The sequence below is a fragment of the Halobellus sp. GM3 genome (genome assembly GCF_052545375.1).
In genome coordinates this window covers 308,336-335,253 of sequence record NZ_JBQWLT010000001.1, presented here as the reverse complement: position 1 = coordinate 335,253, position 26,918 = coordinate 308,336, and the positions used below count along the sequence as shown (strand labels likewise).

24 protein-coding genes are annotated in these 26,918 nt (G+C 64.9%); 12 read left to right on the top strand and 12 right to left on the bottom strand.

Going from position 1 to position 26,918, the window contains the following annotated elements; translation table 11 throughout:
- The 7 genes from gcvPB to ACT3HL_RS01650 form a co-directional block, all read right to left on the bottom strand.
- Positions 1 to 1,527, bottom strand: a complete 1,527-nt coding sequence (gene gcvPB, locus ACT3HL_RS01680) for an aminomethyl-transferring glycine dehydrogenase subunit GcvPB (RefSeq protein ID WP_445085070.1) — start codon at positions 1,525 to 1,527, stop codon at positions 1 to 3.
- Positions 1,524 to 2,855, bottom strand: a complete 1,332-nt coding sequence (gene gcvPA, locus ACT3HL_RS01675) for an aminomethyl-transferring glycine dehydrogenase subunit GcvPA (protein WP_445085069.1) — start codon at positions 2,853 to 2,855, stop codon at positions 1,524 to 1,526. The genes gcvPB and gcvPA overlap by 4 nt, the downstream gene beginning before the upstream one ends.
- A 52-nt stretch (positions 2,856 to 2,907) precedes the next feature.
- A complete protein-coding gene (gene gcvH / locus ACT3HL_RS01670) occupies positions 2,908 to 3,291 on the bottom strand; it encodes a glycine cleavage system protein GcvH (RefSeq protein WP_445085068.1) in 384 nt (127 codons plus the stop codon).
- A gap of 105 nt (positions 3,292 to 3,396) precedes the next feature.
- Positions 3,397 to 4,512: a glycine cleavage system aminomethyltransferase GcvT gene (gene gcvT, locus ACT3HL_RS01665; RefSeq protein ID WP_445085067.1), complete on the bottom strand. Its 1,116-nt coding sequence runs from the start codon at positions 4,510 to 4,512 to the stop codon at positions 3,397 to 3,399.
- Positions 4,512 to 5,705 (bottom strand): iron-containing alcohol dehydrogenase, encoded by a 1,194-nt coding sequence (locus ACT3HL_RS01660; protein ID WP_445085066.1) that lies wholly within the window; start codon positions 5,703 to 5,705, stop codon positions 4,512 to 4,514. Before ACT3HL_RS01660 ends, gcvT begins: the two co-directional genes overlap by 1 nt.
- 207 nt (positions 5,706 to 5,912) lie before the next feature.
- Positions 5,913 to 7,385 (bottom strand): M81 family metallopeptidase, encoded by a 1,473-nt coding sequence (locus ACT3HL_RS01655; protein ID WP_445085065.1) that lies wholly within the window; start codon positions 7,383 to 7,385, stop codon positions 5,913 to 5,915.
- A complete protein-coding gene (locus ACT3HL_RS01650; protein ID WP_445085064.1) occupies positions 7,385 to 8,827 on the bottom strand; it encodes an aldehyde dehydrogenase family protein in 1,443 nt (480 codons plus the stop codon). Before ACT3HL_RS01650 ends, ACT3HL_RS01655 begins: the two co-directional genes overlap by 1 nt.
- Before the next feature lie 352 nt (positions 8,828 to 9,179).
- Here ACT3HL_RS01650 and ACT3HL_RS01645 point away from each other — a divergent pair, with 352 nt between their 5' ends.
- Positions 9,180 to 10,511, top strand: a complete 1,332-nt coding sequence (locus ACT3HL_RS01645; protein ID WP_445085063.1) for a glutamine synthetase family protein — start codon at positions 9,180 to 9,182, stop codon at positions 10,509 to 10,511.
- Positions 10,512 to 10,540: 29 nt separating this feature from the next.
- On the opposite strand, the gene ACT3HL_RS01640 is transcribed toward ACT3HL_RS01645, so the two are convergent.
- The 3 genes from ACT3HL_RS01640 to ACT3HL_RS01630 all read right to left on the bottom strand — a co-directional run bounded on the left by ACT3HL_RS01640 (position 10,541) and on the right by ACT3HL_RS01630 (position 14,366).
- Entirely contained in the window at positions 10,541 to 11,260 is a 720-nt protein-coding gene (locus ACT3HL_RS01640; protein WP_445085062.1) for a helix-turn-helix domain-containing protein, read from the bottom strand.
- Between the two features lie 298 nt (positions 11,261 to 11,558).
- Positions 11,559 to 13,874 (bottom strand): N,N-dimethylformamidase beta subunit family domain-containing protein, encoded by a 2,316-nt coding sequence (locus ACT3HL_RS01635; protein ID WP_445085061.1) that lies wholly within the window; start codon positions 13,872 to 13,874, stop codon positions 11,559 to 11,561.
- Positions 13,875 to 13,883: 9 nt separating this feature from the next.
- The gene (locus tag ACT3HL_RS01630) at positions 13,884 to 14,366 is read right to left on the bottom strand and encodes an inner-membrane translocator (RefSeq protein WP_445085060.1); all 483 of its coding nucleotides are present in this window, start codon (positions 14,364 to 14,366) and stop codon (positions 13,884 to 13,886) included.
- A gap of 602 nt (positions 14,367 to 14,968) precedes the next feature.
- Here ACT3HL_RS01630 and ACT3HL_RS01625 point away from each other — a divergent pair.
- The 5 genes from ACT3HL_RS01625 (at position 14,969) to ACT3HL_RS01605 (ending at position 19,793) form a co-directional block, all read left to right on the top strand.
- The gene (locus ACT3HL_RS01625; RefSeq protein WP_445085059.1) at positions 14,969 to 16,276 is read left to right on the top strand and encodes an ABC transporter substrate-binding protein; all 1,308 of its coding nucleotides are present in this window, start codon (positions 14,969 to 14,971) and stop codon (positions 16,274 to 16,276) included.
- 34 nt (positions 16,277 to 16,310) lie between these two features.
- Complete coding sequence (locus ACT3HL_RS01620) at positions 16,311 to 17,177, top strand: ABC transporter permease subunit (protein ID WP_445085058.1); 867 nt, start codon at positions 16,311 to 16,313, stop codon at positions 17,175 to 17,177.
- 64 nt (positions 17,178 to 17,241) lie between these two features.
- A complete protein-coding gene (locus ACT3HL_RS01615) occupies positions 17,242 to 18,345 on the top strand; it encodes an ABC transporter permease subunit (RefSeq protein WP_445085057.1) in 1,104 nt (367 codons plus the stop codon).
- A 6-nt stretch (positions 18,346 to 18,351) separates the two neighbouring features.
- The gene (locus ACT3HL_RS01610) at positions 18,352 to 19,086 is read left to right on the top strand and encodes an ATP-binding cassette domain-containing protein (protein WP_445085056.1); all 735 of its coding nucleotides are present in this window, start codon (positions 18,352 to 18,354) and stop codon (positions 19,084 to 19,086) included.
- Between the two features lie 2 nt (positions 19,087 to 19,088).
- A complete protein-coding gene (locus ACT3HL_RS01605; RefSeq protein ID WP_445085055.1) occupies positions 19,089 to 19,793 on the top strand; it encodes an ATP-binding cassette domain-containing protein in 705 nt (234 codons plus the stop codon).
- A 337-nt stretch (positions 19,794 to 20,130) separates the two neighbouring features.
- Here ACT3HL_RS01605 and ACT3HL_RS01600 read toward each other — a convergent pair whose 3' ends face one another.
- Positions 20,131 to 20,646 carry a hypothetical protein gene (locus ACT3HL_RS01600; RefSeq protein WP_445085054.1) on the bottom strand — a complete coding sequence of 172 codons (516 nt, stop codon included), beginning with the start codon at positions 20,644 to 20,646 and terminating at the stop codon, positions 20,131 to 20,133.
- Positions 20,647 to 20,787: 141 nt separating this feature from the next.
- Here ACT3HL_RS01600 and ACT3HL_RS01595 point away from each other — a divergent pair, with 141 nt between their 5' ends.
- The 5 genes from ACT3HL_RS01595 (at position 20,788) to nucS (ending at position 25,585) form a co-directional block, all read left to right on the top strand.
- On the top strand, positions 20,788 to 22,647 hold the full coding sequence (locus ACT3HL_RS01595; protein WP_445085053.1) for a formate/nitrite transporter family protein: 1,860 nt from the start codon (positions 20,788 to 20,790) through the stop codon (positions 22,645 to 22,647).
- A 113-nt stretch (positions 22,648 to 22,760) separates the two neighbouring features.
- On the top strand, positions 22,761 to 22,955 hold the full coding sequence (locus tag ACT3HL_RS01590) for a cold shock domain-containing protein (protein WP_445085052.1): 195 nt from the start codon (positions 22,761 to 22,763) through the stop codon (positions 22,953 to 22,955).
- A gap of 252 nt (positions 22,956 to 23,207) precedes the next feature.
- Positions 23,208 to 24,032, top strand: a complete 825-nt coding sequence (locus tag ACT3HL_RS01585; protein WP_445085276.1) for an aldo/keto reductase — start codon at positions 23,208 to 23,210, stop codon at positions 24,030 to 24,032.
- Between the two features lie 38 nt (positions 24,033 to 24,070).
- Positions 24,071 to 24,481 carry a VanZ family protein gene (locus tag ACT3HL_RS01580; protein ID WP_445085051.1) on the top strand — a complete coding sequence of 137 codons (411 nt, stop codon included), beginning with the start codon at positions 24,071 to 24,073 and terminating at the stop codon, positions 24,479 to 24,481.
- Between the two features lie 192 nt (positions 24,482 to 24,673).
- Positions 24,674 to 25,585: an endonuclease NucS gene (gene nucS / locus ACT3HL_RS01575; RefSeq protein ID WP_445085050.1), complete on the top strand. Its 912-nt coding sequence runs from the start codon at positions 24,674 to 24,676 to the stop codon at positions 25,583 to 25,585.
- Positions 25,586 to 25,612: 27 nt separating this feature from the next.
- Here nucS and ACT3HL_RS01570 read toward each other — a convergent pair whose 3' ends face one another.
- Positions 25,613 to 26,272: a glutamine amidotransferase-related protein gene (locus ACT3HL_RS01570; protein WP_445085049.1), complete on the bottom strand. Its 660-nt coding sequence runs from the start codon at positions 26,270 to 26,272 to the stop codon at positions 25,613 to 25,615.
- Between the two features lie 115 nt (positions 26,273 to 26,387).
- Between ACT3HL_RS01570 and ACT3HL_RS01565 the strand changes: the two genes are divergently transcribed.
- A complete protein-coding gene (locus ACT3HL_RS01565) occupies positions 26,388 to 26,918 on the top strand; it encodes a 50S ribosomal protein L16 (RefSeq protein ID WP_445085048.1) in 531 nt (176 codons plus the stop codon).

Genomic DNA, 26,918 nt, shown 5'->3' with positions numbered 1-26,918 from the left:
CTACAGCCCGTGCCACGACAGCGTCGGGTCCCGGGCCGCCGTCGCCTGATCGATCCGGCGCGCCGCCGTCGCGTTTGGGGCGGCCGCGAGCGTCGACTCGTCCTCGGCGGCGACCGCGTTGAACGCCGCGGCGAGGTCGTCCAGTCGCGCTTTCGTCTCCGTCTCCGTCGGCTCGGTCATCAGCGCCTCGGGGACGATTTCCGGCCACTTCGTCGTCGGCGGGTGGACGCCGTAATCTAACATCCGCTTTGCCACGTCCGCCGCGTCGGCGTCGGCGCTGGCGACGAACTCGTGGTGGAACGGCTCGTACGGGATCTCGAAGTCGATCTGCGAGGCGAGGTAGTTCGCGTTCAGTACGGCCGTCTCGCTGACGTTCGCGAGCCCCTCGTCGCCGTGTCGCAGAATGTAGGCGTAGGCCTTCACGAGCACGAGCCAGTTGCCGGAGAACTCGTGGACGCCGCCGATCGACTGTTCGGGCTCGTATCGCTCGTAGGTCCCGTCCGCTCGTTCTCGGACGTGCGGATTCGGGAGGAACTCGGCGAGTTCCCCGGTCACGCCGACCGGGCCGGCTCCGGGGCCGCCGCCGCCGTGCGGCGTCGCGAACGTCTTGTGGAGGTTGAAGTGCATCACGTCGAAGCCCATATCGCCGGGACGAGCCTGCCCGAGCAACGCGTTGAGGTTCGCGCCGTCGTAGTAGAGGAGGCCGCCGGCGTCGTGGACGGTTTCGGCGATCGTTTCGATGTCGCGCTCGAACGTCCCGAGCGTGTTCGGGTTCGTGAGCATCAAAAGCGCCGTCTCCTCGGAGACAGCAGCTTCGAGGGCGTCGAGGTCGACCCGGCCGTCGTCTCCCGATGGGAGCTCGACGACGTCGTAGCCGGCCATCGCCGCGCTCGCGAAGTTCGTCCCGTGCGCGGAGGCGGGCACGATCACTTCCGATCGCTCGTCGTCGTTGGCCTCGTGGTACGCCTTCGCGACGAGGATACCCGTGAACTCGCCGGCCGCGCCCGCCGGCGGCTGGAGCGTCACCGCGTCCATCCCGCCGATCGAGGCGAGCATCTCCTGCAGGTCGCACAGCAGCCCGAGCGGCCCTTGGAGGTCTTCGTCGGCGCGGAGCGGGTGAACCGCCGCGTTCGGGTCCGCGGCGGCGTCCTCGGTGAACTTAGGGTTGTACTTCATCGTGCACGACCCGAGCGGGAAGGGTCCGCTCTCGATGCCGTAGTTCATCTGCGAGAGCCGCGTGTAGTGCCGCGCGACCTCCGGCTCGCGGAGATCCGGGAGATCGAGCGTCTCGCGGGTGAGCTCCGACGGAAGCGACGTCTCCACCTCGACGCTGGCAGACGACTTCTCGCAGAGGAGCGGCTCGTTGCGACCGTCGTCGGTCCAGCGCGCCTGGCGGTACGGCGCCGGGGCGTCGCGGGCGTTGCTGTCGGCGGGGTCGTCCCGGGCGTCGGAAACGCCGCGAGCGTCGCTGTCAGCGCGGTCGTCCCGGGCGTCGGTTCCCTCGCGGTCGGCGGGCGTTCTGCTCATACGGCAACCCCCACGGTCGCCGCGAGCGCGTCCACGAGGTCGTCGATGGCCTCGCGGTTCACGTCGGTGACGCAGGCGAGGAGGTACTCCTCGTCACCGTCCCGACGCGTCCGGAGGGCGAAGCCCTCCTCGCGGAGTCGCTCTGCGATCGCTGCGGCCGGGGCGTCGGTCCCGATCGCCGCCTCGCGGAAGTGCGCCCCCTCGTACACGGGCGCGGAGAACCCCTCCAACTCGTCGACGCGGGCACAGAGTTCGTCGATGCCGGCGACGCACTCCTCGGCGAGGTCGATCAGGCCCCGCGGGCCCAGCCACGCGGCGTGGATCGACGCCCGCAGGGCGACCCACGCCTGATTCGAGCAGATGTTGGACGTGGCGCGCTCGCGACGGATGTGTTGCTCCCGCGTCTGCAGGGTGAGCGTGTACGCGCGCGCACCGTCGGCGTCCTCGCTCGCGCCGACGAGTCTGCCGGGAAGCTGTCGCAGGAAGTCCTCGCGAGCGGCGAAGATACCGAGTCCCATCCCGTTTGCGGTGCCCATTCCGAGAACGCTCGCGTCGCCGACGACCACGTCGGCGCCGGCGGCGGCGGGTGGTTCGAGTACCGACAGCGCCACGGCGTCGCTCCCGACGCAGAACAGCGCGTCCGCGTCGTGTGCGACGTCGCCGATGGCCGCCAGTTCGGGCTCGAGCAGCCCGTGGGCGTTCGGCGTCGCGGCGTACACCATCACGGTGTCGTCGCCGACGAGCGCGTCCAGCGCGTCCACGTCAGCCGTCCCGTCCGCCGTCGGGTAGCGCTCGACGGAGAGTCCGGGGCCCTGCGTGTAGTTCTCCAGCACCGACTGCACCCGCCGCGGAAGCGAGTCGGGGACGAGGATCGTATCGCCGTCCGTGCGCCGGACGCGGTCGGCGAGGAGCGCCGCCTCGCCCAGCGCCGTCGAGCGGTCGTACATCGAGGCGTTGGCGACGTCCAGTCCCGTCAGCTCGACGACGAGCGACTGGAACTCGAAGAGCGCCTGTAGGAAGCCCTGTGCGATCTCCGGTTGGTACTGCGTGTACGAGGTGAGAAACTCCGAGCGCAGCGAGAGGTGATCGACCACCGACGGCACGTAGTGTTCGTAGTGGCCGCCGCCGAGGAACTCCGTCCGCGGCGCCGACCGGCCGAGGACGTCCGCGACGCGGGCACGCGCCTCTCGCTCGGAGTGCGCGTCGATCCCGTAGGCGCCCTCGAAGTGAACGGACTCGGGGATGTCGAACAGTTCGGTCGGGTCGTCGGCGTCGACGGCGTCGAGCATCGCCGCGAGGTCGTCCGGCGGATGGGTCGCATACGGCATCAGCACCACCTCCGCGGCGATCGACCGCCCCGCTCCGGTCGGCTGTTCGGCCTCATTCGGTCTGCTCCCGGTAGTCGTCGGCGTCGAGTAGCCCCTCGACGTCGCTGTCGTCGACGCCTTCGAGTTCGATCAGCCAGCCGTCGCCGTAGGGATCGTCGTTGATCAGTTCCGGCGCGTCGAGCAGCGTCTCGTTGGCGGCCGCGACGGTCCCGGCGACCGGAGCGTAGACGTCTGAGACGGCTTTGATCGACTCGATGACGCCGTATTCGTCGCCCGCCTCGAGCGCTTCTCCCTCGGCGGGAAGTTCGACGAAGACGATGTCGCCGAGTTCGTCCTGTGCGAAGTCGGTGATGCCGACGCGGAAGCCCCCGTCGACGCGTTCGATCCACTCGTGCGATTCCGTGTAGCGCCGTTCAGCCGGTACGTCAAATGTCATCGGTCGTGTCCTGTCTGTCTCTGGGTCGCGTGCGTGTCGTTCGGTGGTCGGTGCCGCTTCAGTGCGTCCGTCGGGTCGTTCGGTGGTCGGTGCCTCGTCGAGCCCTCACTCCCCGTTCGAGCGGTGTCGCCGGAGGAACCGCGGATCGACGACCCTGCCCGCGCGACCGTCGCCGCGGATCTCGATCGCGACGGCCGTCCCGCCGTCCGCGTGGTCGGCGTCGACGTACGCGAGCGCGATCGGCAGATCGAGCGTCGGGCTCATCGTTCCGCTCGTGACGTGACCGATCTCCTCGCCGTCGGCGAGGACCGGACAGCCGTGTCGGGGGACGCCCCGCTCGCCGAGTTCGATCCCGACGAGGCGCTCTTCGACGCCCGCCTCACGGACGCGGTCGAGCGCGTCGCTGCCGACGAACTCGCCGCCGCGCTGTCCCGGCTCGGCGACGGCGAATCCGAGACCGGCCTCGATCGGCGTCCGCGGCTCGTCCGTCGGATGGAAGTCCTGCCCGGAGAGCAGCAGGCCGGCCTCCAGCCGAAGCGTGTCGCGAGCGCCGAGTCCGCACGGCTGGACGCCATCGAACGCCGACCAGACGGCCTCGGAGTGATCCGCCTCGAAGACGATCTCGACGCCGTCCTCGCCGGTGTACCCGGTCCGGGCCACGAGGCAGTCGACGCCGTCGATCGACGTCTCGAGCGCAGAAAAACGCGACAGCCCCGAGACCGAGTCGGCGGTCACGCCCTCGACGCGATCGATCGCTTCGGGACCCTGCACGGCGACCATCCCGCGGTCCTCCGTTCGATCCTCCACGATCGCATCCAGGCCGAGCGCGTCCGCGTGCTCGCGCCAGCGGTCGGCCATCTCCTCGTTGTGTCCCGCGTTCGGGACGAACAGGAACCCCTCGCGCTCTGGGAGGGCGTAGACGACCGTGTCGTCGAGTACGACGCCGTCCTCGCGGAGGATACACGCGTACTGCGCTTCGCCCGGATCGAGCGACGCGACGTCGTTGGTCGTCAGCCGGTCCATCAGCGCGGTAGCGTCCGGCCCCGACACGTACACCTCGCCCATATGGCTCACGTCGAAGATCCCCGCTGACCCCCGCACTGCCGCGTGTTCGCCGCGGATGGAGTCGAACTGCACCGGCATCTCCCACCCGCCGAACTCGGTCGCGCGTGCGCCGGCGGCCTCGTGGAGGTCGGCGAGCGGCGGTCGCGTCGGCGACATCAGCGTCTGTCCTCGTACTCCAAGTGTCCCTCGAACGCGTTCTCCAGTATCGCTTCGATGTCGTCGGCGCCTGTCGTCCGCGGGTTCCCGGTCAGGCTACCGTCTTCGAGCGCCTGCTCGACGAGCCGCGGGATGGCGTCGCGTTCGGCGGCCGTCGCAGAGAGCGTCTCGGGGATACGGACGGCGTCGCCCAGCCGACACACCGCACGCACGGCCTTGTACCCCTCGACGGCGGCGGGATGCGATCGGTCGACGTCCTCGCCGAGCGCCTCGGCGATATCGACCATCAGCTCGGGGACCTGCGGGAGGTTGTACTCCATCACGTACGGGAGGACGATCGCGTTCGCCAGGCCGTGGGGAACGCCGAAGACGCCGCCGATCTGATGGGAGATAGCGTGGACCGCGCCGAGGCCGGCGCCGTTGAAGGCCATCCCGGCCTCCATACTCGCGCGGGACATCTCCGAGAGCGCCTCCTTGTCGCCACCGCGGTACGCCACCGCCCGCGGGAGGTACTCGCCGACCGTCTCGATCGCGTCGAGCGCGAGCGCCGACGTCTGGCTCTGCGCCTTGATCGAGACGTAGGCCTCGATAGCGTGCGTGAGGACGTCCATTCCGGTGGCGGCCTTGATCGGTGCCGGGGCGCTGGCCGTCAGTTCGGGATCGACTAACGCGAGGTCCGCGAGCAGTTCCACGTCGCCGATCTCCTCTTTGACGTCCGTCTCCGAGTCCTTGACGATGGTCCAGTGACCGACCTCGCTGCCGGTCCCGGCGGTCGTCGGGACGTAGACGCTCGGCGGCGTCGGGTTCGGGACGTTCCCGCTGCCCGTGAAGTCCAAGATGTGTCCGTCGTTGGTCGCGAGGATGCTCGCGGCCTTCGCGGTGTCGATCGAGGAGCCGCCACCGACGCCGACGATGAGGTCTGCATCCGCGTCGTCGTACGCTCGAGCCGCCTCGTGAACCACTTCGTCTGTGGGATCCGGCTGGACACCCGACCACACCTCGGGAGACGCGCCGGCCGCCTCGATCGCATCCAGTATCGGGTCGAGGACGCCCGCGTCGACGACGCCCCGGTCTGTGACGATCAGCGGACGTTCCGCGTCGAACGTCTCTAGATACGATTCAAGCTCCGATGCCGCACCCCAGCCGAAGAGCATCCTGTTGGGGGCGTTCCACAGTTCCAGTGAGTCTGTCATTGTTGTGAGTCTCGTGATCCCGTTCGTCGGTGACGACCGCGGTCAAAACCGCGTCACACGACTCTGCAGTGACCGAATCGTGGCTGCTTCCGCGCATCACTATTCTGTCTCATATATATGGTGCGTTAAGTATGGCACAGCGCTGCACCCCTCGGAAGGCGGCGCGCTCGGTCGCACATCATCCGAGTAGCCCCGCCGATCCGGCGGTCACGCGTCGTCGAGCGGGTACATCGATCGGTCCACGTGCTCGTACTCGAACGACGAGAGGTCCGGACTGCACAACCCCGGAGCGGACACCTCCCGGACCGCGGCGGCGATCGGCTCGAAGGCCGCGCGGTAGTGGACCGTGCTCTTCAGCACCAGCACGCGCTGTCGCTCCGGGGTGATCCCGTGGCTCCGGAACACCTCGGGGTCGTACGGCTGCTGTCGGTGCGAGCCGACGATCACGTCGACGCCGTCGATCTCGAGGACGGCCGTTCGACCGAACGAGACCCGCAGCCCCGTCGACATCGGCCCCTGATTCCGATACGTCCCGTCCGAGAGCAGCCGGACGGACGCGTCGACAGAGATGGGGTCCCCGTTGTCCTCGATGTGCCCGCCGAGCTCGACGGAGAGCGAGGCTCCCACGCCGGCGTCGACTGCCGCGTCGACCGCCGCCGGATCGTAGATCGCGGCGACAGCGGCGCCCTCGACGCCGGCGTCCAAGAGCGCGTCGAGGAGAACCGTGCCGTCCTCCGCGCTCCCACCGCCGGGGTTGTCCGCGACGTCGGCGAGCAGCAGCGGCCCCTCAGCCGCATCCCACGCGGTCGCCTCCTCGACGGCCTCCCCGACGCTCGTGTACGCCCGGTCGAACTCGCGGCGTCGAGCCGCCGCGTCGGCGGCGATGTCGGCGCAAGCTCCCCGCGCGTCGTCTTCGAGTGACCCGTCGGTCACTCCGACGACGCTGAATCCCGCCTCGGGGACGTCGGCGTAGGCGAAGCCGCCGAACACGGACACGTCCGGGACCCGCGCCGACTCGGCGTCGGCCGCGGCGGCGAGCAGCGAGCGCATCGGCTCGTCCGCGGTCTGCAGCACCGGCAGCGGCGGTAACAGCGGCGCGCGCTCGACGACCACTGTCGGGTCGAGACCGCCCGAGAGCGTCGCGGCCATCGCCTGCGCGGCCTCCTCGCCCGTGTCGCCGATGTCGACGTGCGGGTAGGTGTCGTATCCGAAGAGCCCGTCGGCGTTCTCGGCCATCCGGTCGGAGACGTTCGCGTGGAGGTCGAGCGTCGCCATCACCGGCACGCCCTCGCCGACGGACTCGCGCACGCGCTCGAGGATATAGCCGTCGCCGTCGCGGTCGCGCTCGGAGACCATCGCGCCGTGGAGCCCCAACAGGACGGCGTCGGGGTCCGCCTCGTCGATCCCCCCGAGGAGCGTCTCGACGAAGTCATCGAGCGCCTCGGCGGTGACGATCCCGCCCGGCGTGGCGTTCGCGGCGATCGTCGGAACGACCTCCCAGCCGCGCTCTTCGCCGACGCGGAGGAAGCCCCCGAGGTCGGTGTTCGTCCCGCGGAACTCGGGGACGATCGCTTCGCCGCGGTACAACGAAGTGGCCGCGAACTCCTCGCGGCCGGTCGAAAGCGACGAGAACGTGTTCGTCTCGTGTTTGATCCGCCCGACGACGACCGTCTGGCCCATCAGTAGGGGTCCTCCATCTCGTCGAACTCGACGACGACGCTGTCGACCGTCGTGAACGCCTCGACGCCCTCGAGACCGCCTTCGCGGCCGATACCGCTCTCTTTGTTGCCGCCCCACGGGCTCTGCGGCATCGACACCGGGAAGGTGTTGATCGCCACGAGCCCGTGGTCGAGTCGGTCGGCCAGGCGCGTCGCCTCCAGACTCTCGGTCCACAGCGCCGCCGCGAGCGCGTACGGCGAGTCGTTGGCGACCTCGATCGCTTCCTCGGTCGACGCGACCGGGACGACCGCCAACACCGGCCCGAAGATCTCCTCGCGGCCGATCGTCATATCGGGGGTGACGTCGTCGAAGACGGTCGGTTCGACGAAGTTCCCGTCCGCGAGGTCGGGGTCGTCGGGGACCCCACCGCCAGTCAACAGCGTCGCGCCCTCCTCCGTGGCCGAATCGATGTACGAGAGCACGTCCTCGCGGTCCTCCTCGGAGATGACGGGGCCCATATCCGTCTCCGGGTCGGTGCCGGCCCCGAGCGTGATCCGCTCGGTCTTCTCGACGATCTTCTCGACGAGTTCGTCGTGGACGGACTCGTGGACGAGACACCGCGAGGTCGCGACGCAGTTCTGCCCGGCGTTCGAGAAGATCCCAGCGACGACCCCGCGCGCGGCGTTCTCGACGTCGGCATCGGGAAGCACGATCGCGGGGGCCTTCCCACCGAGTTCGAGGTCGACCGGGGTGAGGTGATCGGCCGCGGCCCTGAGAACGCCCTTCCCGACCCCGGTCGATCCCGTGAAGGTGATCGCGTCGACTCCGGGGTTCGACGCGAGTTCGGCCCCGACTTCGCTTCCGCGGCCCGAAACGACGTTGACGACGCCGTCGGGGAAGGCGTCAACGAGCAGTTCGCCGATCCACATCGTCGACAGCGGTGCCTGCGTGGGCGGCTTGGCGACGACCGTGTTTCCGGTCGCCAAGGCGCTTGCGAGACCGCGCGTGCCCAAGAGCAGCGGGTAGTTCCACGGGACGACGTGCGCGGTGACACCGTAGGGGACGCGCCGGGTGTAGTTCAGCCGGTTCGACGGCGTCGGGATCGTGTCGCCGCGGACCTTGTCTGTGACGCCGGCGTAAAAGCGGAACTGCGCGGCGCTCTCGGCGACCTCCCCCTCGGCGGTCGAGAGGCATTTCCCCGTCTCCAGCGCGAGCAGTTCGGCGATCTCCCCAGCGTTCGCTTCGATCTGTTCGGCGACGGCGCGGAGCGGCCCCTCGCGCTCGTCCGGGGCGCTCTGCGCCCACTCGCGCGTTGTCGCCGCCGCCTCGATGGCCGCCCGCGCGTCGTCGGCGTCGCCGGCCGGCACGCGCCCGATCACGTCGCCCGAGGAGGGGTCTGCGACCGGAATCGTCTCCGCGGTCGAGCGCCGCTCGCCGTCGATCAACAGTTCGTAGGTCTGCATATCCCGTACTGTCCGATACGCCCGCCTAAGCGTTGCCCGGTGGATGTGGGAGTGTTTATAACGATCTGCCGAGGCGACACGACGTTCTTGGGGCCGGGCCACAGGCCGTTCGTCCCCGTTTCCGACAGGCCGTTCGTGCCCGTTTTCGACAGGCTGGTCGACCCCGCCTTCGACAGGCTGGTCGCTCCCACCGTTTGACGCGGCCGAGAGCGTCCGTATCGCGCTCGACAAACACGTCAGATGGCTCGAGAGCCGTGTGTACGCACCGCTGTGCCACCGACTCGCATATAACGAACCGCAAGCCTACGGGTGAATTCATATGGGGGGATAGTAACCTCATTACCGTGTTTCGATGACCACGCTCTCAGAGTACGACGACGTCCGACTGATCTGGACGGACCTCAACGGGGTCGCCCGCGGGATCACGCTGCCGGGTGAAGCGGCGGCGCACGCCAGCGAGGAAGGAGTCGGATTCGCGAACGGCGTCACGGAGTTGACGCTCGAACCGGGACTGCTCGACAACCCCCACAACGGGGCCGAAGGCGGCGATATGATGGCCGTCCCGGACGTCGAGTCCACGATGCCGATCGAGTGGGCCGACGACACGGCCGCCGTCTTCACCGATCTCACGAACGTCGACGGCTCGCAGTTCGACCTCTGCGTTCGCGGCGCGCTCGGAAACGTCCTCGAAGACCTCGAATCGGCGGGTTACCGTGCCCTCGCGGGCGTCGAAAGCGAGTTCTCGCTGCTCAGTCCCGACGGCGACGGCGGGTGGGTACCGTACAACGACCGGTGCTCGTATGACCTCGACGCCGTCGACGAGGCGTCCGAGATCATCGCCGACTGGTCGAGCGCGATGGAGACCGCCGGCTACAACGTCCTCGGCGTCCATCAGGAGTCACAGCCCGGCCAGTACGAGGTCAACATCGAGTACGACGACGCCCTCTCGACGGCCGACGGGATCATGTTCTTCCGCCACATGGTCAACTCGATCACCCGTCGGCACGGCCACAAGGCGTCGATGATGCCGCGACCGTACTCCGGCGAAGACGCCAACGGCCTGCACTTTCACCTCTCGCTGTGGGACCTCGAGGTGTCGGAGAACAAATTCGCCAGCGACACCGGCGACATCCGGTTCCCCGCCGGCAAACACCCCGCGGGCGAGTCAGGTATCTCCGACGACGGCCGGTACTTCATCGGCGGCCTGTTGGAGCACATGAAGGCGCTGACGGCGATCTGCGCGCCGACAGTCAACTCCTATAAGCGCCTGCTCCCAGGCATCTGGGCGCCGGTCAACATCGCGTGGGGGCCGGACAACCGATCGACCGTCCTCCGGCTTCCGCCGGAGCTCGGCCCGTCGACCCGGATCGAACACCGCGTTCCCGACTCGTCGTGCAACCCCTATCTCGGAATGGCGGCCTCGCTCGCCGCCGGACTCGACGGGATCCGTCGCGAGATCGATCCCGGCGAACCGACGCTGAAAAACGCCTACGACGAGGACTACGAGCGACTCCCGCGGACGCTCTGGACGGCACTCGATCACCTCGAAGACGACGACGTACTCAGAGACGCGCTCGGCCCCGCACTGGTCGATTCCTTCGTGCGGATCAAACGCGACGAGTTCAACCGCTCGATGGACCACATCTCCGAGTGGGAACGAGAAGAGTACCTCGACGAGTTCTGAGCCGAGCACGGGGTGTGCGCGTTCGGCGATCAGTTCTTCTGCGGGGAGGCCTTCGCCGGCCGCTCGAGCATCGGTTCGACCGCCTTCAGGATCTTCGCCTCCGAGCGCCGGAGGTGTTCGCCGACGGTCGACGTGTTCGCGGAATCGAGCTCGGCGAGCTCTTCGATGTTGCACGAACGCGGCGAGTCGTAGTACCCTTCATCGATGGCTCGCGAGAGGACTTCGTGCTGACGCGGGGAGAGGTTCTGTACGGCCTCCTTGACGCCGGTGAGATCGGTGAGTAGCTGGTCCAGATTGGGTGATCGAAGCGAGTCGACGTCGACGGACCCGATCTGACGCAGTTCCTCGTGGGCCTTGCTCACCTGCTCGTGGCTCGACGCGAGGACGCTCCAGTGTTCGCGCCCGCGGGCCACGGTCGCCGGGATAGTCGGAAAGCAGTCGTTCCGGAGGAGCACGTTCAGGACGGGCACGGTGTTGGTGTCGTAATCGCCCGAGAGGCTGATGAACGCTTTCCCGCGCCCCTCGTCGTAGGTAACGAGCTGGCTCGTGTTCATCACCGGATGGTCCTCCAGCCAGTCGACGAGGTCGTCCAGTCGGTCCTCGTCGATCCGAGTCACTTCCACCATCGTGATGCTCGTTCCGGTGAGCCGATAGGAGTAGATGATCGTCGCTCGCACCCCCGGAAAGGCGTCGTTGAGGTCGGCGGTCCAGCAGCCCTTGTGTATGATACTGAACGTGTATTCGAGCATAGTCGAGGTCCTCTCGCGGTCGACTGACTATCGCTCACTCCCGTACATATGAGTACCGGACGTGGGATTATATCACTGCATATCTGTGAATACGCCCTTATATTAGACGCGCATCTCCTATCGTCGTTCTTCTCCTCCAAGAGAGGAGGTCCAGAAACGGGGCTCCGTCATTTCGAATGTGGACCTTTAGGAGGACGGGAACGGTGGCAAAATATTCCGCCATCGTGACCGAGCCACCAGAAACTCCGACGTGTTGAGAGGAATCGCCGACCCGGCAGCGACCGGACCGACGGATCGATCAGTTCGGGAGTGTATCTCGCTCTAGGAACGCGTCGAGGACGTTCCCGGTCACCGTCGAGACGTTATTGTCGTAGTCGTCGTGTGCGAGGCTCCCGCACCACGAAATCGAACTGGTCGAGAAGACGGCCCCGTCGTTCTCAGTGTTGAAGTAGACCATATCAGCCCGGACGTGGGGGTGCTCGGTGCCGCCTAGACCCGGTGTGGTCGCGAGGATGTCTTCGGTCACCAGCAGGTAATTGTCCGAGTGACCCTCGGACGACGCCAGTAGTTTGGCGTGCGACGGCGTTCCGAGGTCTCGGTCATACCGGTCGAGTTCGAGGCCCGCCGCCCCGTGACCGACGAGGCCGAAGTCGCCGATGGTGTCGCCTTCGACCCCCTCGAAGATGAATTCCACATCCTCGTCGTAACTGGCTTCCTTCCGGCGGTAGTACGAGCACTCGTCGAACCCCTCCGCAGAGAATCCGGTGCCGACCAGTTTCTGCGGTGCCATACCGCGCTGGCGCCACAGGCCGCCCTTTTGTCCGGAGAAGCTCAGACAAAGTTCACCGGAGGGCGTGTTGTACCCCCTGATGCCCGTGTCTCCCTTCCGAAGTTCGATAATCTTCGGGTTTTCGGGGTGGTAAGCGGACTGCCAGTAGAAGCCGTTGGCGCCCATATACATAATCCGACCGCCAGACTTCTGGTAGTCTTCCAGTCCCGTCCACATCTCCTCGCTGTAATACTCAGGATGGGTGCCCGACATAACGACGTCGTAGGACTCGAGGAGGTCGAGTCCCTCCCGGTGGAGGTCTTCGTCCGTGACGACGTCGTACTCGTAGTCCATCTCTTCGAGCCAGTCGATCAGATGCAGGTCGGCGTTGAACTGCCAGACCGAACTCGGAATCGCCCCGAGCCAGTGTTTGTATTTCGGCTGCATCGTGAGGATCGGCCGGAGTCGCGAGGAGTAGAACGCACCGTAGCCGTCGGAGTGGGTGTCATAGCACGAGACGCCGTACTCCCGGTGTTCCGCGAGGAAGACGTCCTCCTTCTGCATCAGCGGCGTGTGACCGTTCAGCAGTTCGGTCAGGGGGTCGTCGGTCACGAGGTGGTCGTTCGAGTACGCCAGATAGCTCGTGGTTGGCGCGAGGAAGACCACGTCTGCCGTGTCCGCGTCGTCTTTCGGTCGGACGAAAAAGGGAACGTACATCTCGTCGTCAGCGGTGCGAAGACGGGCAGCGTAGACTGCGCTATCGAGGTCACCCGGAATCGTCCACTCGAAATCCGTCTCCCAACGGGCGTCACCGACGTCGTCGTCATGAAAGTGCAAGGCGGCGTACTGTTCCGGGACCTGTGTGAACTCGTGGACATCGCCTGTCCAGTTGTGTCCCGTTACACCGCGCGCCGGCATATTGATCGCCTCCCCGTGGAGGTTGTACGGAGAGGTGTCCTCGACGTGGCTGTAGTTCCGGACGCCGTCTGGAGTGATCGCGTCGGCGAAGTCCCACGCACCAACTATGGACCCGGTCGTCCGCGCCGACGACCCGTCCGTGATCGCCTGCATCTCGCTGTAGTCGAGCGCCTCGGCGACGACCCGGGGACGGTCGACCTTCCCGTTGTAGCAGTTGACGCCGACGGTGTCGCCGCGATCGCTGTGATGGGCGCTCGCGCCGATCATAAAGTCAACGTCGGTCTCGCCGACCAAGTCGGCGTCGAAGTCGACTCTCTTGTGTACCGTGTGTTCCTCGAGCGGATAGACGGTCTTGTGTTGAGCGTCCGTCTCGGGCACTTGGTGGAGGATAGCCGTCTCCTCACTCGGATCGACCGAGACTCCGACGAGGTACCACGTGTCCGCTTCGAGTTCCTGTGCGCTGGTCACGGAAGCGGTCTGCTCTCCGTCACCGGCTCTGAACTCCAAGGTGCCGTCCTCGTTGATGAAGAGGCCGTACCCCTTCTGTTCGTCCGTGTCCCACTTCGACATAATCGCCTGCTCGCGGTGGTGGTCGATCACCCGTCCGAGACGCGGGAGACCGTCACCAGGCGTCGTGGGGTAGATGTACGCTTGCAGTGTGAATCCGCCGTCGAACGTGTGGTGGGGGTCGTCCGGCACTTGGACGTACGAGCCGGCGTACAGCGTCTGTTCTCTGCCGGGATAGCTGTCGGCTAGATCTGTCTCCAGCACCGTTTCTTTGACGCCGGGACCATCCGGATTCGTATCGCCACAGATCAGTTTGACAATGTCTGCTTCATAAGACGCCGCCTCACAGTTGACTTTGAACGGGAGGGTGTCGCCCGGTTCGGCACTCCATTCCGTCGTATACGCTGTAATATCTTTCATATATCTAACTCACTGGTATTCTTCGCGCACTTCGTCGACACGCCGGACGAAAATCTCGTGGGCCGTCTCCTCGACCGATTCGAAGCCGCCCTCGACGATTTCCGGAGGCTCGCCTCGCTCGCCGGCCAGCCGACCGATCGCCCACGTCTGACTCCGTTCAGTCTCGATGATCACGTATTTCCCGTCGTTCGGTTGTCGGCGGAAGTAGTGCAGCACGCGCTGGAGGTCGTCACTATGCTGTCCGATCGGGTTATCCTCGTGTTCATCGATAATGTCCTCGTCGATCCGCGGAAGGACGACTTCCTCGACGAACCGCTCGGACAGATCGGCGAACGCTCGCTGTCCCGCCGTCGAGACTGGACCTCCAGCGTGGAGTGCCTGCTGGCCGAGTTGCTCGAAGATCTCCGCGTTAAGTTCGTCCGGCGAGACCAGTTCGGCTACGTGATCGTGGCCGTCGACCCGCTCTACGAGATCGTGACCTACTTTCGCCATCACGCTTGGCGGGGACTCCGCCTCGCACAGCGGACATGCGCCGGTGGACGTGTCACCAGCTGTCGTATGTTCTGTCATCCGCTAACACACGTGAATGGCCTCTGGATAAGAGTTCCTCCACAGATACACGGTTATTTTTCAAGGAGACGTGCAGATTTCCCTCCCAGTGGATATTCGCTCTCCGCGGAGATTTTGGCCCTACTGATTGGTACCGTAGCGGTTGTGAAGACTTGCATAACGCTACTATACACCCTCTCACGCGATAGGGCGAGATTTCATAATCACATATGATCTCTTTAATTTTTTGAATAGTGCTTTTGCGCGTTCGGAAGGCGGCCACAGCGAGCAACTGTGACTATCGTTTCGTGGACGTTGACGCGTTACGAACCCACCGAAGACAGTATCTTGCTATCAAATACACCAACGTTGACACTCCTCCTCAATGGGATAATTCAAGTCGTCGAATGGGAGGCCAACCGAGCAGTCAAGCCCCGAATCCATTCGATCATACTGATTGTTGACATACAAATTCTAATTCGTGATGAAAAGGGATCCCTCTATCAATAGTATATAAATAATCGGTTATTCCCGTGGGAACATTGATGCTATGCCTTTGTTTGTTCACCACCATGTCAAAGCTAGGCAAACTAGCGGACACCAATGATACTGCATCGCGTCGGACGTTTCTCAAATACACCGCTGCCGGAGTAGGGATGGCTGGGATTGCCGGCTGCACCGGCGGTGGCGGCGGCAGTGACGGCAGCGGCCCGATCAAGATCGGAGACCTGTCGCCCCGAACCGGGGTCGCATCGATATACGGCATCGCCAAACACCGGGCAGCGGAACTCGCCGTTGAGCAGCAGAACGAGGACGGGGGACTACTCGACCGAGAGATCGAACTCATCGATCCGGACCCCCAGACTGATAACCAGAAGTACAAGAATCTCACGCAGGAGCTCATCCTCGATGAGCAGGTCGATATGCTGGCGGGCACCGTGCTCGGAGCGGCCCGCGAGGCTATTCGCCCGATCATCCGCGAAAACAAGCAGCTGACGTTCGTCTCACAGCAGTACTCGGGCGGTCTGTGTGACGAGTACTTCTTCAGTACTGGGCCGAATCCGACCCAGCAGATGAGTCAGATGATCCCCTATATGATCGAGAACTTCGGGACGGACGTCTACATACCCGCGGCCGACTACAACTTCGGTCGCAACTCGGCCGCCCGAGCCAGGGCGTACATCGAGGAGGCCGGCGGAAACGTGGTCGGTGAGGAGTTCGTTCCCCTGAGCGTCTCTGATTTCACCTCGACGATCAACCGAATCAACAGCGAGGATCCCGACTGGATTATGCACCTGCTCGTCGGCAACAATCACCAGAACTTCTTCTCCCAGATGGAATCTTCCGGCGTAAACATCCCGATGGGCTCGACGCTGGCGATGGCTCTGACGTACGACCACCTCGTACTGGATCCCCCGGCTATGGAGGACGTCTACAGCTGTATGGCGTACTTCGAGGAACTGCCGTCAGACCGCAACAAAGAGTTCGTTGAGGCGATGAAGGCGGAATCCGACATCCGGTACGTGAATCAGTCGGCGAGCAACCACTACGAGGCCTACCAATACTACTTCGCGGCGGTCGAGGAGGCGGGTACGACTGATCAGCAGACAGTCGCCGAGACTCTCGAAAGCGGTGACATCACCGTTCAGGTGCCCGAGGGTGAAATTCGGATGACTGAGGTGCACGAATCCACTCATAACGTGCGTCTGGCACGGGCAACCGCCGAGCACGAAATAGAGTTCCTCGAGGAGTACGGCAATATGGAACCGACGTGGCTGGCGGAGCGCTGCCCGCTTGGGCCCTCTGACGAAAGTACTTGGGACGACCCGGTTACCGAGTGGATTCAGGCCTGACAAGGGCGTTACTCCAATTTGACACTCATCATACATGGCACTCATTGAATCTCTGTTAAGCCTTTTGAGCGTCATCGTGAGCAGTTTCGGCGGTCTCCTGCTCGCATCCCTCGGGCTCGCCGTCATCTTCGGGATGATGGGGATCATCAACATGGCCCACGGCGAGTTCATTATGCTCGGCGCGTACGGGACAGCCATCGCCAGCGAGCGAGGACTGCCGCTAGTGCTTGCGATGCTCGTCGGCGGTCTGGTCGCTGCCATCGCCGGGTTGATAATCGAACGGCTCGTGGTTCGACACCTCTACGACCGACCCATCGACTCGATGGTCGCCACTTGGGGAATCAGCATCATCCTCATCAAGGTAATGTTGGTCGTCTTCGGCTCGAGCTACTCCGGTGTCTCAACCCCGTTCGGGGCCCTTCGATACGGGAGCTTCTCCGCATCGATGTACCGCTTCGTCCTCGCAGCGGCCGCCGTCGGCCTGCTCGTTGTGACGTACTACGTGTTTATGAACACGGAGTTCGGTCTCCACGCTCGCGCGACTATTCAGGACGCGGAGACCGCCAAGAGTATGGGTATCGATACGTCACGGGTGTACGCCGTCACCTTCGTGTTTGGGTCGGCGCTCGCGGGACTCGCTGGCGGCCTCTTCGCCCCCATCGCCACGATCAGTCCCAACCTCGGGAGCACCTATATCATCGAAGCGTTTGTCACGGTCATCGTTGGCGGGACCAACGTGCTTCTGGGAACGCCCGCCAGTGCGGGGATCCTGTCCGTGATCAACGGTGGTGGCTCCCACATGGGTGGAACACTCCTCGGTCGCGTGCTCCTTCTCGTCGCGGCAGTCGTGATGATTCGTGTTCAACCGCGCGGGCTCTCAAGTTACTTCACTAACCGATGACCCGAAGGTTCACACAGACGACGGTCGACGCTTGTCGGTGCCTCTATCACGGGGGCGATTCGTTGTGAGTCGTTTCTCCGACGCACTGAGTGCGTTCGAGGGACAGCACACGATCGGTTCTTCGAGCCGGTTCTGGGGCGGCTTCGTCGCCGCCGTCCTCCTCGTGCTGTCGTACCCCCTCATCGCCGGCACCTATTCCGTCATTCAAACGACGGTGTTCCTCATCTGGATCTTCGTTGCACTGAGTCTGACCCTTATCTGGGGATACACGGGCATCTTCAGCTTCGGGCAGAACGCGTTTTTCGGTATCGGCGGCTACCTGTTCGCTGTCATCGGCGGCAATCTAATCGAGATTACCGGGGCCACGAACATCGCGTTTCTCGTTGCGATACTGGCGCCCGCACTCTTCGGTGCCCTTCTCGGATACTTTATGTTCTACGGCCGCGTCAGCGGCGTCTACGTCGCCATCATAACGCTCTCGATGACGCTGATTCTGGAGTTGATCGCGAGTTCCACGACCGGCGTCGCCGTCGGTAGCGTGACTCTTGGCGGCTATAACGGTGTCAACACCGTTCCGGATCTGGCGTTCGGATTTGGCGAGGCCACGATCTCGTTCGGTCCGGTGTCTATGTACTACTTGGTCGCAGTGCTGTTGATCGTGCTGTATCTGGCGCTCCGATACGTACTGAACAGCGACATCGGCTACGTGTTGGTCGCGATAAGGGAGGACGAGAGCCGAACCGAGATGTTCGGCTACGACGTTCGGAAAATCAAGCTCCAAGTGTTCACCGTCTCGGGCGCTATCGCCGGCCTCGGTGGCGCTCTCTACACCGCGTGGGGGAACTTCATCAGCCCCCCGGTGATGGGAATTCTTGCCGCAGCCCTCCCGCTCATCTGGGTGACTGTCGGTGGCCGGAAGACGCTTTTGGGCGCGGTTCTCGGCGCGTTCAGCCTCCAGTATCTCGACGCAACGCTCGCGTCGTCGGTCAACAGCGACTACGCGGTTATCATCCTCGGCGTCATCTTCTTGGTCGCCATTTTGGCACTCCCAAACGGTGTCGTCCCGCGGGTGATGCGGTTCCTCGATTCGTGGGCCGACGAGCGCGATCACGATCAGGCACCGCCACAGCGCGGCTCAGTGAAGACGATCGACGGAGAGGAGGACTAACTCACTATGTCAAACACTGCTAAACGCACGGCCGATCCCATCTTGAAGACCGACGGGTTGAAAAAGCGCTTCGGCGGGCTCATCGCCGTCGACGACGTCAATTTCCGGCTCGCGCCGGGGGAACTTCGATGCCTCATCGGTCCCAACGGAGCGGGAAAGAGTACGTTCTTTAAGATGCTGGCCGGCAGGCACACCCCGACCGAGGGAACGATCACGTTCAAGGGCGAGGATATTACCAACCTCCTGCCCCACCAGCGAATCCGGCGAGGAATGAGCATCAAGTTTCAGGACGTGAGTATCTATCCCGAGCTGACCGTTATGGAGAACCTCAGTGTTCCCCTGCAGCGCAATAGCCACGAGGACACCGGTCGCCGGATGGACACCCTCCTCGAGCGGATCAACCTCCAAGACAAACGAACCGTGGTCGCCGACGAACTGTCTCACGGAGAGCAACAGTGGCTGGAGATCGCGATGACGATTTCGCTCGACCCGGATCTGTTGTTGCTCGATGAACCCACCGCCGGTATGACGATCGAAGAGACGGACGACACAGTCGACCTCATCAAGTCGCTGACCGAGGAGGGAATGGCCGTGATCGTCGTCGAACACGACATCAACTTCGTTCGGCAGATCGCCGAGTGGATCACCGTCCTCCACAACGGATCGGTATTCACCGAAGGGACTGTCAGCGAGATTGAATCAGATAAAGCCGTTCAGCGCATCTACCTAGGAGAGGAGTGACTGTGAACGTACTCAGTCTCTCGAACGTCACCGCAGCCTACGGGCGCACGCCGATCATTCGGGATGTGACGCTCGAGGTCGAGGAGGGCGAAATCGCCGCGCTGATCGGACGGAACGGCGTCGGGAAGACGACGCTGATGAAGACGGCAATCGGTCTCCTCCCTGCCACGGAAGGGACGATCTCGTTCAAAGACCGGAACGTCACCGATCTGCCGGCCAACGACCGGGCGCGTCGCGGGATAGGCTACGTCCCACAGAAACGGAACGTGTTCCCGGATATGACCGTCGAGGAGAACCTTCGCGTCGGCACCCTGATCGGAAGCGAGTCCGATGACGTCTACTTCGACGAGGTGTACGAATACTTCCCGCGGCTCGACGAGCGCCGCAACCAGCGCGCCGGATCGATGAGCGGGGGCGAACAGCAGATGCTCGCGCTTGGTCGGGCACTCGTTGGCGGACCGGATATCCTTCTGCTGGATGAGCCTTCGGAGGGGGTTCAGCCGAGCATCGTCGACGAAATCTCGGAGAATATCAGGGCGATCAACGAGCAGATGGACACCACCGTGTTGTTCGTCGAGCAGAATCTGGAGTTCACGACCAACACCGCCGACCGGTGTTACGTGATGGTCAAGGGGACGATCGTTGATGAACTCGCACCGCAGAACCTGCGCGAGTCCGAGGCGGTCCGGGAGTATATGACCGTATAGGGACCGTCAGTTCGTCCGAGCTCACGTCTCAGTTATCGTAGCGTTTGCAAGTCTTTACACAGCCGACCGCACGACGGCGTGCAGTCGGCTGTGCAATCAGTTGCAAACGCGACTATAGAGTACCGCCGTCGCGTTCTTGTCGTGATTCACACCGCTGGTGACGGTTTGCACGATCGAAGAGATGTCACTATCGGGTTCGGTGCGGCGGCTACTACCCCCTTACGAGCGCGGCGTCGTGCCCGACATAATCGCCGACTACGGGGCCGAGATACTGGACACGATCCCCTACAGCAGCCGTTCGGACTCACACGCCAAGCGACGACCGGTATCGGCGCAGTTACTCGACGGCCACCGCGACGCTCGTTTCACGCTCGTCGTTGAGGCTGACCTCGACGTCGTACTCGCCGGGGTTCCCGGGATTTTCGACCGCCGGGTACTCGAGACCGACGACATCCTCAGCGGCCGGCTCGACGTCCGTCTCCATCGTGACGGCGAACGAGTAGTCGTTGTTGTTTGCGCCGCTTATCGCGTCCGAGCCGAACTCCTCTTCCAGCTCGCCGTCTCCGTCGCGGTCGACGCCGACGGGTATCGAATCGTGGCTCGCGCCGTCGACGAAGAATCGATCTGGGGGATACGTCGCGGAAACGCTCGAAAGCGATTGGTCGGCGATCGACTCGCCCGCCGGGATCCGAAGCGTCTGCGCGCCGGCCGCTCCGGTCGAGTCGTCTTCGAGCGTGACATCCGTGCCGTCTCCGCCGCCGGTTCTTCCGCAGCGCCGTCGCTGCCCGTAATCGAGGAGCAACCGCCCGTCGTTGCGATAGCTATCGACGTCGCTGCCAAGAAGGAACGTCATTGCACGCTCCGGGTTCACGTCGTCGGACGTGAACTTGGTTGCACGGAATCGGGGCGGTGGGAGGACCTTCCAGCAACGTCTTCGGATACGAAACCCGGCAAACACTACAATAAAGTCGGCCCGGCGCCGTGACGTAGAACGATGGACGATCCGGACCCCGACGACCGCGGCCCGCCGTCGGAGCGCACAACCGTCGAAGAGTATCCGGACCAACCGGATTTTGACGAATCGCTTCGCGAGGCCGTCGAGAGCTCCCGGATGGGCGCGCCGGCCGTCGGCGAGGCGGTCCGCGACCGGTTCTCCGCGGACGAGGTGTTCCAGCGGATCATCGCCGCGGCCGACGAGGAGGTCACGTCGACGGGGCGAGAGCTGTTTTTCAGCGCCATCGCCGCCGGCTTCGCGATCAGTATCACGTTCCTGCTGTACGCGTCGCTGTCGTCGACGACCGACCACAAGGTCGTCGGCGCGCTCCTGTACCCGCTCGGGTTCATCTACATCATCATCGGCGGCTATCAGCTGTACACCGAGAACACGCTCCCTCCGGTCGCGTTGACGCTCGAGCGGATCGCCAGCTTCCCCTCGCTGTTGCGCCACTGGAGTATCGTGTTGTTCGGGAACTTCGTCGGCGGGGCGATCGGAACGCTGGTGCTGGCGTGGGGCGGCGTGTTCGATCCGGCCGCCGCAGAGACGGCGCTGGAGCTCTCGCGTCACGGGGCCTTCGACGTGACCTGGTGGGCGCTGTTCTACAAGGCCGTGTTCGCGGGACTCATCGTCGCCGGCGTGGTCTGGGTCGGATTCAGCGCCCGCGATACGGTGTCGCGGATCCTCGTGACCTACCTCGCGTTCCTCGCGATCCCGGTCGGCGGGCTGTTTCACTCGGTCGTCGCGTTCTCCGAGGCGTGGTATCTGTTCCTCCACGGGGAGCTGGGCGTCGTCGCCGGCCTCGGCGGGTTCGTCCTGCCGGTCCTGCTCGGGAACACGCTCGGCGGCGTCGCGCTCGTGACGCTCGTCAACTACTTCCAGACGAGTCGGGACCGACTGGAGTCCGCTCGGTTCGAGGGGATCGAGCGCCGGCTCACGGTCCGCGAGTGGGTGTTCGGTCGACTCGCCGGCCGGTCGTACGTGCCGATGCTCGACCCCTCCGAGCGATCGCTCTCCCGCGACAGCGACTACCGGATTATGGTTCCGATCGCGAATCCGCGCACGGAGGCCGGGGTCGTCGATCTGGCATGCACCCTCGCGAGCGTGCGGGATTCTGCGACCGTTCACGCGGTCCACGTGATCCAGACGCCCGGCTACCGCCCGGCCGATCCGAGTCGTCGACAGCGGCAACGGCTCGGCAGCGAGTCCGAACGGCTGATGAAACCGATACGCGAGACCGCCGCCGGATACGACGTCGACTTCGAGACGTCCCTCGTCGTGACGAACCGCTCTTTCGAGGAGGTTTTCAACAGCGCTCGCCGGACCGACCCTGACCTCGTCATCTTAGGCTGGGAAAAGAACCGCCTGTGGAGCGACGCCCGCGCCGAGCGGCCGCTCGAGGAACTCACCAATCAGCTCCCGTGTGACTTCCTGATCGTCAAAGACCGCGGGCTGGATCTCTCGCGGATCCTCCTGCCGACCTACGGCGGCCCCGACTCCGATCTGAGCGCAGAAATTGTCCGGATGCTGCAAGCGGCCGTCGGATCCGCGACGTCGCTGCTCCACGTCGTCGACGACCAAGGCGCAGTGGAGTCGGGCGAGCGGTTCCTCGAAGAGTGGGCGCTCGATCACGAGCTCACGGACGCCGAACGAATCGTCGAAGCGGGCGACGTCGAGACCGTCATCGAGCGGGAGTCGGCCGACCACTCCCTGCTGATTCTCGGCGCCACAGAGCAGGGACTGCTCTCCCGGCTGCTGACCGACTCGCTCCACCTCGACGTCGTCAACGACATCGACTGCTCGGTACTGCTCGCGGAGCGACCGTCGGATCGGACGCTCTTCGAGCGCCTGTTCGGCTGACGAGCGGTTCGCTGTCGCGTGCGAACCGACAGAATCGATACCGCTGCGTCGACCCTTGTGGTACCACGTATCGCACAACAGTTATACCTCGCGGGCTGTTTCGTACGGTTGCAATGGCAAACGGTAAGGTTGACTTCTTCAACGACACGGGCGGTTACGGCTTCATTTCCACTGACGACGCGGACGAGGACGTGTTCTTCCACATGGAAGACGTCGGCGGTCCTGACCTCGAGGAGGGGCAGGAAGTCGAATTCGACATCGAGCAGGCGGACAAGGGTCCGCGTGCGAAGAACCTCGAGCGTCTGTAAGACGCCCGACTCCACGAAGTCGACACCGACCACACGTAGCGGACGGGGGCTGGCGGGCGAGCGGGCAGACGGGTCCGGTTCGGTTGCGGCAGTTCTCTGAAGTATTTTTCTTTCGGTGCCAGATCGAGAGTGGCGACAGCGATACTTTCGCGCCTCTGTGGCACCGTCGAGAATTGCCCGGATAGTCGGCACAGCCGACACGTTCTCAGGGACGGAAGCCGAAACTCGAGTATGGGCGACGACGAGGTCGAGATGGAGTACGCCGAGGCGTACGGCGCGCGCGTTCCGAAGGTGGGGCTCGGAACGTGGCAGATGACGGGCGAGACGTGTTATGAGACGGTGTCTACGGCACTCGAGCTCGGATATCGACACGTCGACACCGCACAGATGTACGGGAACGAGAAGGCGGTCGGGCGCGCGATCGACGACGCCGATGTCGACCGCGAGGAGGTGTTTCTGACGACGAAAGTGTCGCCGCGGAACGCCGGCTACGACGACGTGATCCGCTCGACCAAGGAGAGTCTCGATCGGCTCGGCACGGAATACGTCGACCTGCTGCTTCTGCACTGGCCGAATCCGCTGCAATCGGTCAGCGAGACGATGCGCGCGATGGATCACCTCGTCGAACGGGGAGCGGTCGCCCACCTCGGCGTGAGCAACTTCCCGGAGGTGTTCCTCGACCGCGCGCGCGAGGCCGCCGAGACACCGGTCGTCACGAACCAACTGCAGTTTCACCCGTACCGACCACAGCGCGGGATGCTCGGCTACTGCCAGGATAACAGGATGTTGCTGACGGCGTACAGTCCCCTCGCTCGCGGGGTCGCCCTCGAGGACGACGAGGTCCGACGGCTCGCCGAGAAGTACGATCGGACGCCGGCGCAGATCGTGCTCCGCTGGGCGACCCAGCACCGCGACGTCGTCGTCATCCCGAAATCCACCGATCCGGATCACCTCGCCGAAAACCTCGCGCTCTTCGACTTCAAACTCACCCGCTCGGAGGTCGACGAACTCACGAAGCCGTCGCTCCTGAAGTCCGCGAGAGCGATGCTCGACGGCGTCCTGAGCGAATTCCGCTGATGCGGGCCGGAGGCGCTCGTCGACCCACTCGGCGTGCGGTGTCGCCGCGTCGCGCACGCCGTCTCGCCGCTGGCTGGGTCGTCGTCGTCGTCGTCGCGTCGGTCGTCGATCCGGCCGCGATCGCGTCGCTGTGGTCCCCGTCGGGTCCCGCGACGGGAGTGGGATCGATCGGCGACAGCCAGCGCGCCCTCGACGGCTTCGCCCTCGCTCACGGACTCGCGTACGGCGTGTTCGCGTGGCTCGTCGCGGCGGGCATCGACGACGTGGGGCGGCGACGCTTACACACGGCGCTCGTCGCCGTCGTGATGGCCACTGCGGTCGGACTCGGCGTGGAGCTCGTCCAAGCGCCGCTGGCCGCGCGAACGGCGAGCGCAGACGACGCATTCGTGAACGCGATCAGTGCCGTCGTCGGGGCGGGGCTCAGAGCGATCGTTCGGGCGCGGAACTGATCGGGGATACGTATGGGGCGAACAGCCGGCGCGCTCGCGCCCCGCGTCGGTGTGCCGGACAACCGCAGGCCGACGCGGGGTGACGTTCAGGTCACGGGGACGCTGGGCCCGTCATCGCACATAAACGCACGCCAGAAGGACGCCCGGACGACAACCCCTATACGCGACGAGCGCCAACCGCGGGGCAGAAGGATGTCGGTGACGACGCTCCACCGACCGACGCACCGGGACGCGCTGGGGCTCTTGGAGACGGCGTTCGGTGACGGCCGGATGGCGACGGTGTTCGGCCGCTGCAGCGTCGAGTACGACGGCCGAGCATCGTCGAGTCTCGGACCGGGCGATCGCCTCGTCGTCTGCAAACCCGACGGGACGGTTCTCGTACACACCGACGAGAAGCGCAAGCCGGTGAACTGGCAGCCGCCGGGGTGTACCCACCGCGCGAGCGTCCGCGACGGGCGACTCAGAATCCGGAGCGAACGCACCTCGCCCCCAGAGCGCCTCGATGTCGCCTTCGAGCGCATCGAACAGGTAACCGTCTACGAGGTGACGGACAGAAGCGACCTGACGCTGACCGGGAGCGAAGAGGACCTCAGACAGCGGATCCTCGAGCACCCCGAACTCGTCGAACCGGGGTTCGTCCCGACAGCGACCGAGCGGGAGACGACCGCCGGCCCCGTCGACGTCTTCGGACGCGACGACGCCGACCGGCCGGTCGTGGTGGAACTGAAGCGCCGACGCGTCGGCCCCTCGGCGGCGAGCCAACTCCGACGGTACGTCGAGGCGGTCGACGGGGAGTTCCCCGAAGAGGGAGTGCGCGGAATCCTCGTCGCCCCCTCCGTGACTGACCGCGCGGCGGCCCTGCTCGAAGAGTTGCATCTCTCGTTCGTTCCCCTGACGCCGGTCGAAGACGGGAACGCTGCCGACGGAGCAGAGACGCCGACCGACGGCGGCGAAAGGAGAGATGCGCGGGATGGCGGCGAGAAAGCGGATGCACGAGAGGGTGACGAGCGAGCGGATGCACGGGACGCCGACGGAGGTGCACGCGACGCGGCCACGGGCGACACATCCACAGGCGACGCCGACTGCGTGCGACCGAGTGAGTGACTCGCTTCGACGCTGACGCCGACGTCGTTACCGCTCGTCGACGATATCGACGAAGTTCGCGAACGTCCGCTCGGCGGTCACGTCGCCGAAGTCGCGGTCGCGGTCGTTCGACGGCCACTCGAAGGTCGACTCGATGTTGGGCAGCTGTGCGGCGGTGAACTCCGGGTGGTACTGAACGGTCCACAGCGGTGCGTCTCGGTGGCGGGTCCCGAGATACTCGTAGTAATCCGCCGTGGCGATGGGCGCCATCCCCTCGCCGAGTTCGACGACGAAATCGCCGTGAATCATCGGCACGCGACTGCCGACGCCCGCGAACAGCGGATCGTCGGCGAGGGAGACCGACTCGATGCCGCTGTGGAGGCCGCGGTGTTCGACGCGCCCGCCGAGCGCGTCGTTGACGATCTGGTGGCCGAAGCAGACGCCGAGCGTCGGGACGCGCTCGTCGCGTAGCTCGCGGACCACTTCGCGGAGTTCGTCCATCCAAGGGTGCGAATTCGACTCGTAGACGCCCGCCGTGCTCCCCGAGAGGACGACGCCGTCAGCGTCGTCGAGCGCGTCGGGGCGGCCTCCCTGTTCGGCGTAGGGGTAGACGCGAACGCGCGCGCCGGCGGCCTCCAGATGGCGTCGGATCGCGGGGACGAAATAGCGGGTATCCGGGTCCACCTCGTTCTCGAAGACGACTATCACGGATCCGTCAACGACGCGTACGACAATATATCGTCGGGTTCGCACGCGGTCGATCGCTCGGCGAACAGTTCGAAGCGCTTTTAGGTCGAATAGGCGTTGTTCCGCACAAGTAACTATGTCCGACAAACCCGCCTCCATGTACCGGGAACTGTCGAAGCCGTCGTACACGCGGCGAGATTACGTCACAGGCATTCCCGGATCCAAGATCGCACAGCACAATATGGGCAACCTCCGGACCGGTCCCGACGACTACCCGGTCCAGATCAGCCTCCGGCTCGAAGAGGAGTGTCAGGTCCGTCACGGGTCGCTCGAATCCGCGCGCCTGTCGGCGAACCGCGTGATGCTCAAGCAGGTCGGCGAGGAGAACTACAAGATGGTCCTGCGGAAGTTCCCCCACCAGATCCTCCGGGAGAACAAGCAGGCGACCGGGGCCGGTGCGGACCGCGTCTCCGACGGAATGCGACAGGCGTTCGGCAAGCCCGTCGGCACCGCCGCGCGCGTCCAGCGCAACGAGCGCGTGTTCACCATCTACTGCCAGCCCGAACACGCGGGCATCGCGAAGGACGCGCTCCGCCGCGCGTACAACAAAATGTCGCCGCCGTGCCGCATCGACGTCGAGAAGGGCGAGAAGCTCCTCATCTCCTGA

What these genes read in the sequence shown, in the direction of transcription:
- gcvPB (WP_445085070.1), bottom strand. Translation starts at nt 1,527, where the DNA reads ATGAGCAGAACGCCCGCCGACCGCGAGGGAACCGACGCCCGGGACGAC.
- gcvPA (WP_445085069.1), bottom strand. Translation starts at nt 2,855, where the DNA reads ATGCCGTATGCGACCCATCCGCCGGACGACCTCGCGGCGATGCTCGAC.
- gcvH (WP_445085068.1), bottom strand. Translation starts at nt 3,291, where the DNA reads ATGACATTTGACGTACCGGCTGAACGGCGCTACACGGAATCGCACGAG.
- gcvT (WP_445085067.1), bottom strand. Translation starts at nt 4,512, where the DNA reads ATGTCGCCGACGCGACCGCCGCTCGCCGACCTCCACGAGGCCGCCGGC.
- ACT3HL_RS01660 (WP_445085066.1), bottom strand. Translation starts at nt 5,705, where the DNA reads ATGACAGACTCACTGGAACTGTGGAACGCCCCCAACAGGATGCTCTTC.
- ACT3HL_RS01655 (WP_445085065.1), bottom strand. Translation starts at nt 7,385, where the DNA reads ATGGGCCAGACGGTCGTCGTCGGGCGGATCAAACACGAGACGAACACG.
- ACT3HL_RS01650 (WP_445085064.1), bottom strand. Translation starts at nt 8,827, where the DNA reads ATGCAGACCTACGAACTGTTGATCGACGGCGAGCGGCGCTCGACCGCG.
- ACT3HL_RS01645 (WP_445085063.1), top strand. Translation starts at nt 9,180, where the DNA reads ATGACCACGCTCTCAGAGTACGACGACGTCCGACTGATCTGGACGGAC.
- ACT3HL_RS01640 (WP_445085062.1), bottom strand. Translation starts at nt 11,260, where the DNA reads ATGCTCGAATACACGTTCAGTATCATACACAAGGGCTGCTGGACCGCC.
- ACT3HL_RS01635 (WP_445085061.1), bottom strand. Translation starts at nt 13,874, where the DNA reads ATGAAAGATATTACAGCGTATACGACGGAATGGAGTGCCGAACCGGGC.
- ACT3HL_RS01630 (WP_445085060.1), bottom strand. Translation starts at nt 14,366, where the DNA reads ATGGCGAAAGTAGGTCACGATCTCGTAGAGCGGGTCGACGGCCACGAT.
- ACT3HL_RS01625 (WP_445085059.1), top strand. Translation starts at nt 14,969, where the DNA reads ATGCTATGCCTTTGTTTGTTCACCACCATGTCAAAGCTAGGCAAACTA.
- ACT3HL_RS01620 (WP_445085058.1), top strand. Translation starts at nt 16,311, where the DNA reads ATGGCACTCATTGAATCTCTGTTAAGCCTTTTGAGCGTCATCGTGAGC.
- ACT3HL_RS01610 (WP_445085056.1), top strand. Translation starts at nt 18,352, where the DNA reads ATGTCAAACACTGCTAAACGCACGGCCGATCCCATCTTGAAGACCGAC.
- ACT3HL_RS01600 (WP_445085054.1), bottom strand. Translation starts at nt 20,646, where the DNA reads ATGACGTTCCTTCTTGGCAGCGACGTCGATAGCTATCGCAACGACGGG.
- ACT3HL_RS01595 (WP_445085053.1), top strand. Translation starts at nt 20,788, where the DNA reads ATGGACGATCCGGACCCCGACGACCGCGGCCCGCCGTCGGAGCGCACA.
- ACT3HL_RS01590 (WP_445085052.1), top strand. Translation starts at nt 22,761, where the DNA reads ATGGCAAACGGTAAGGTTGACTTCTTCAACGACACGGGCGGTTACGGC.
- ACT3HL_RS01585 (WP_445085276.1), top strand. Translation starts at nt 23,208, where the DNA reads ATGGAGTACGCCGAGGCGTACGGCGCGCGCGTTCCGAAGGTGGGGCTC.
- nucS (WP_445085050.1), top strand. Translation starts at nt 24,674, where the DNA reads ATGTCGGTGACGACGCTCCACCGACCGACGCACCGGGACGCGCTGGGG.
- ACT3HL_RS01565 (WP_445085048.1), top strand. Translation starts at nt 26,388, where the DNA reads ATGTCCGACAAACCCGCCTCCATGTACCGGGAACTGTCGAAGCCGTCG.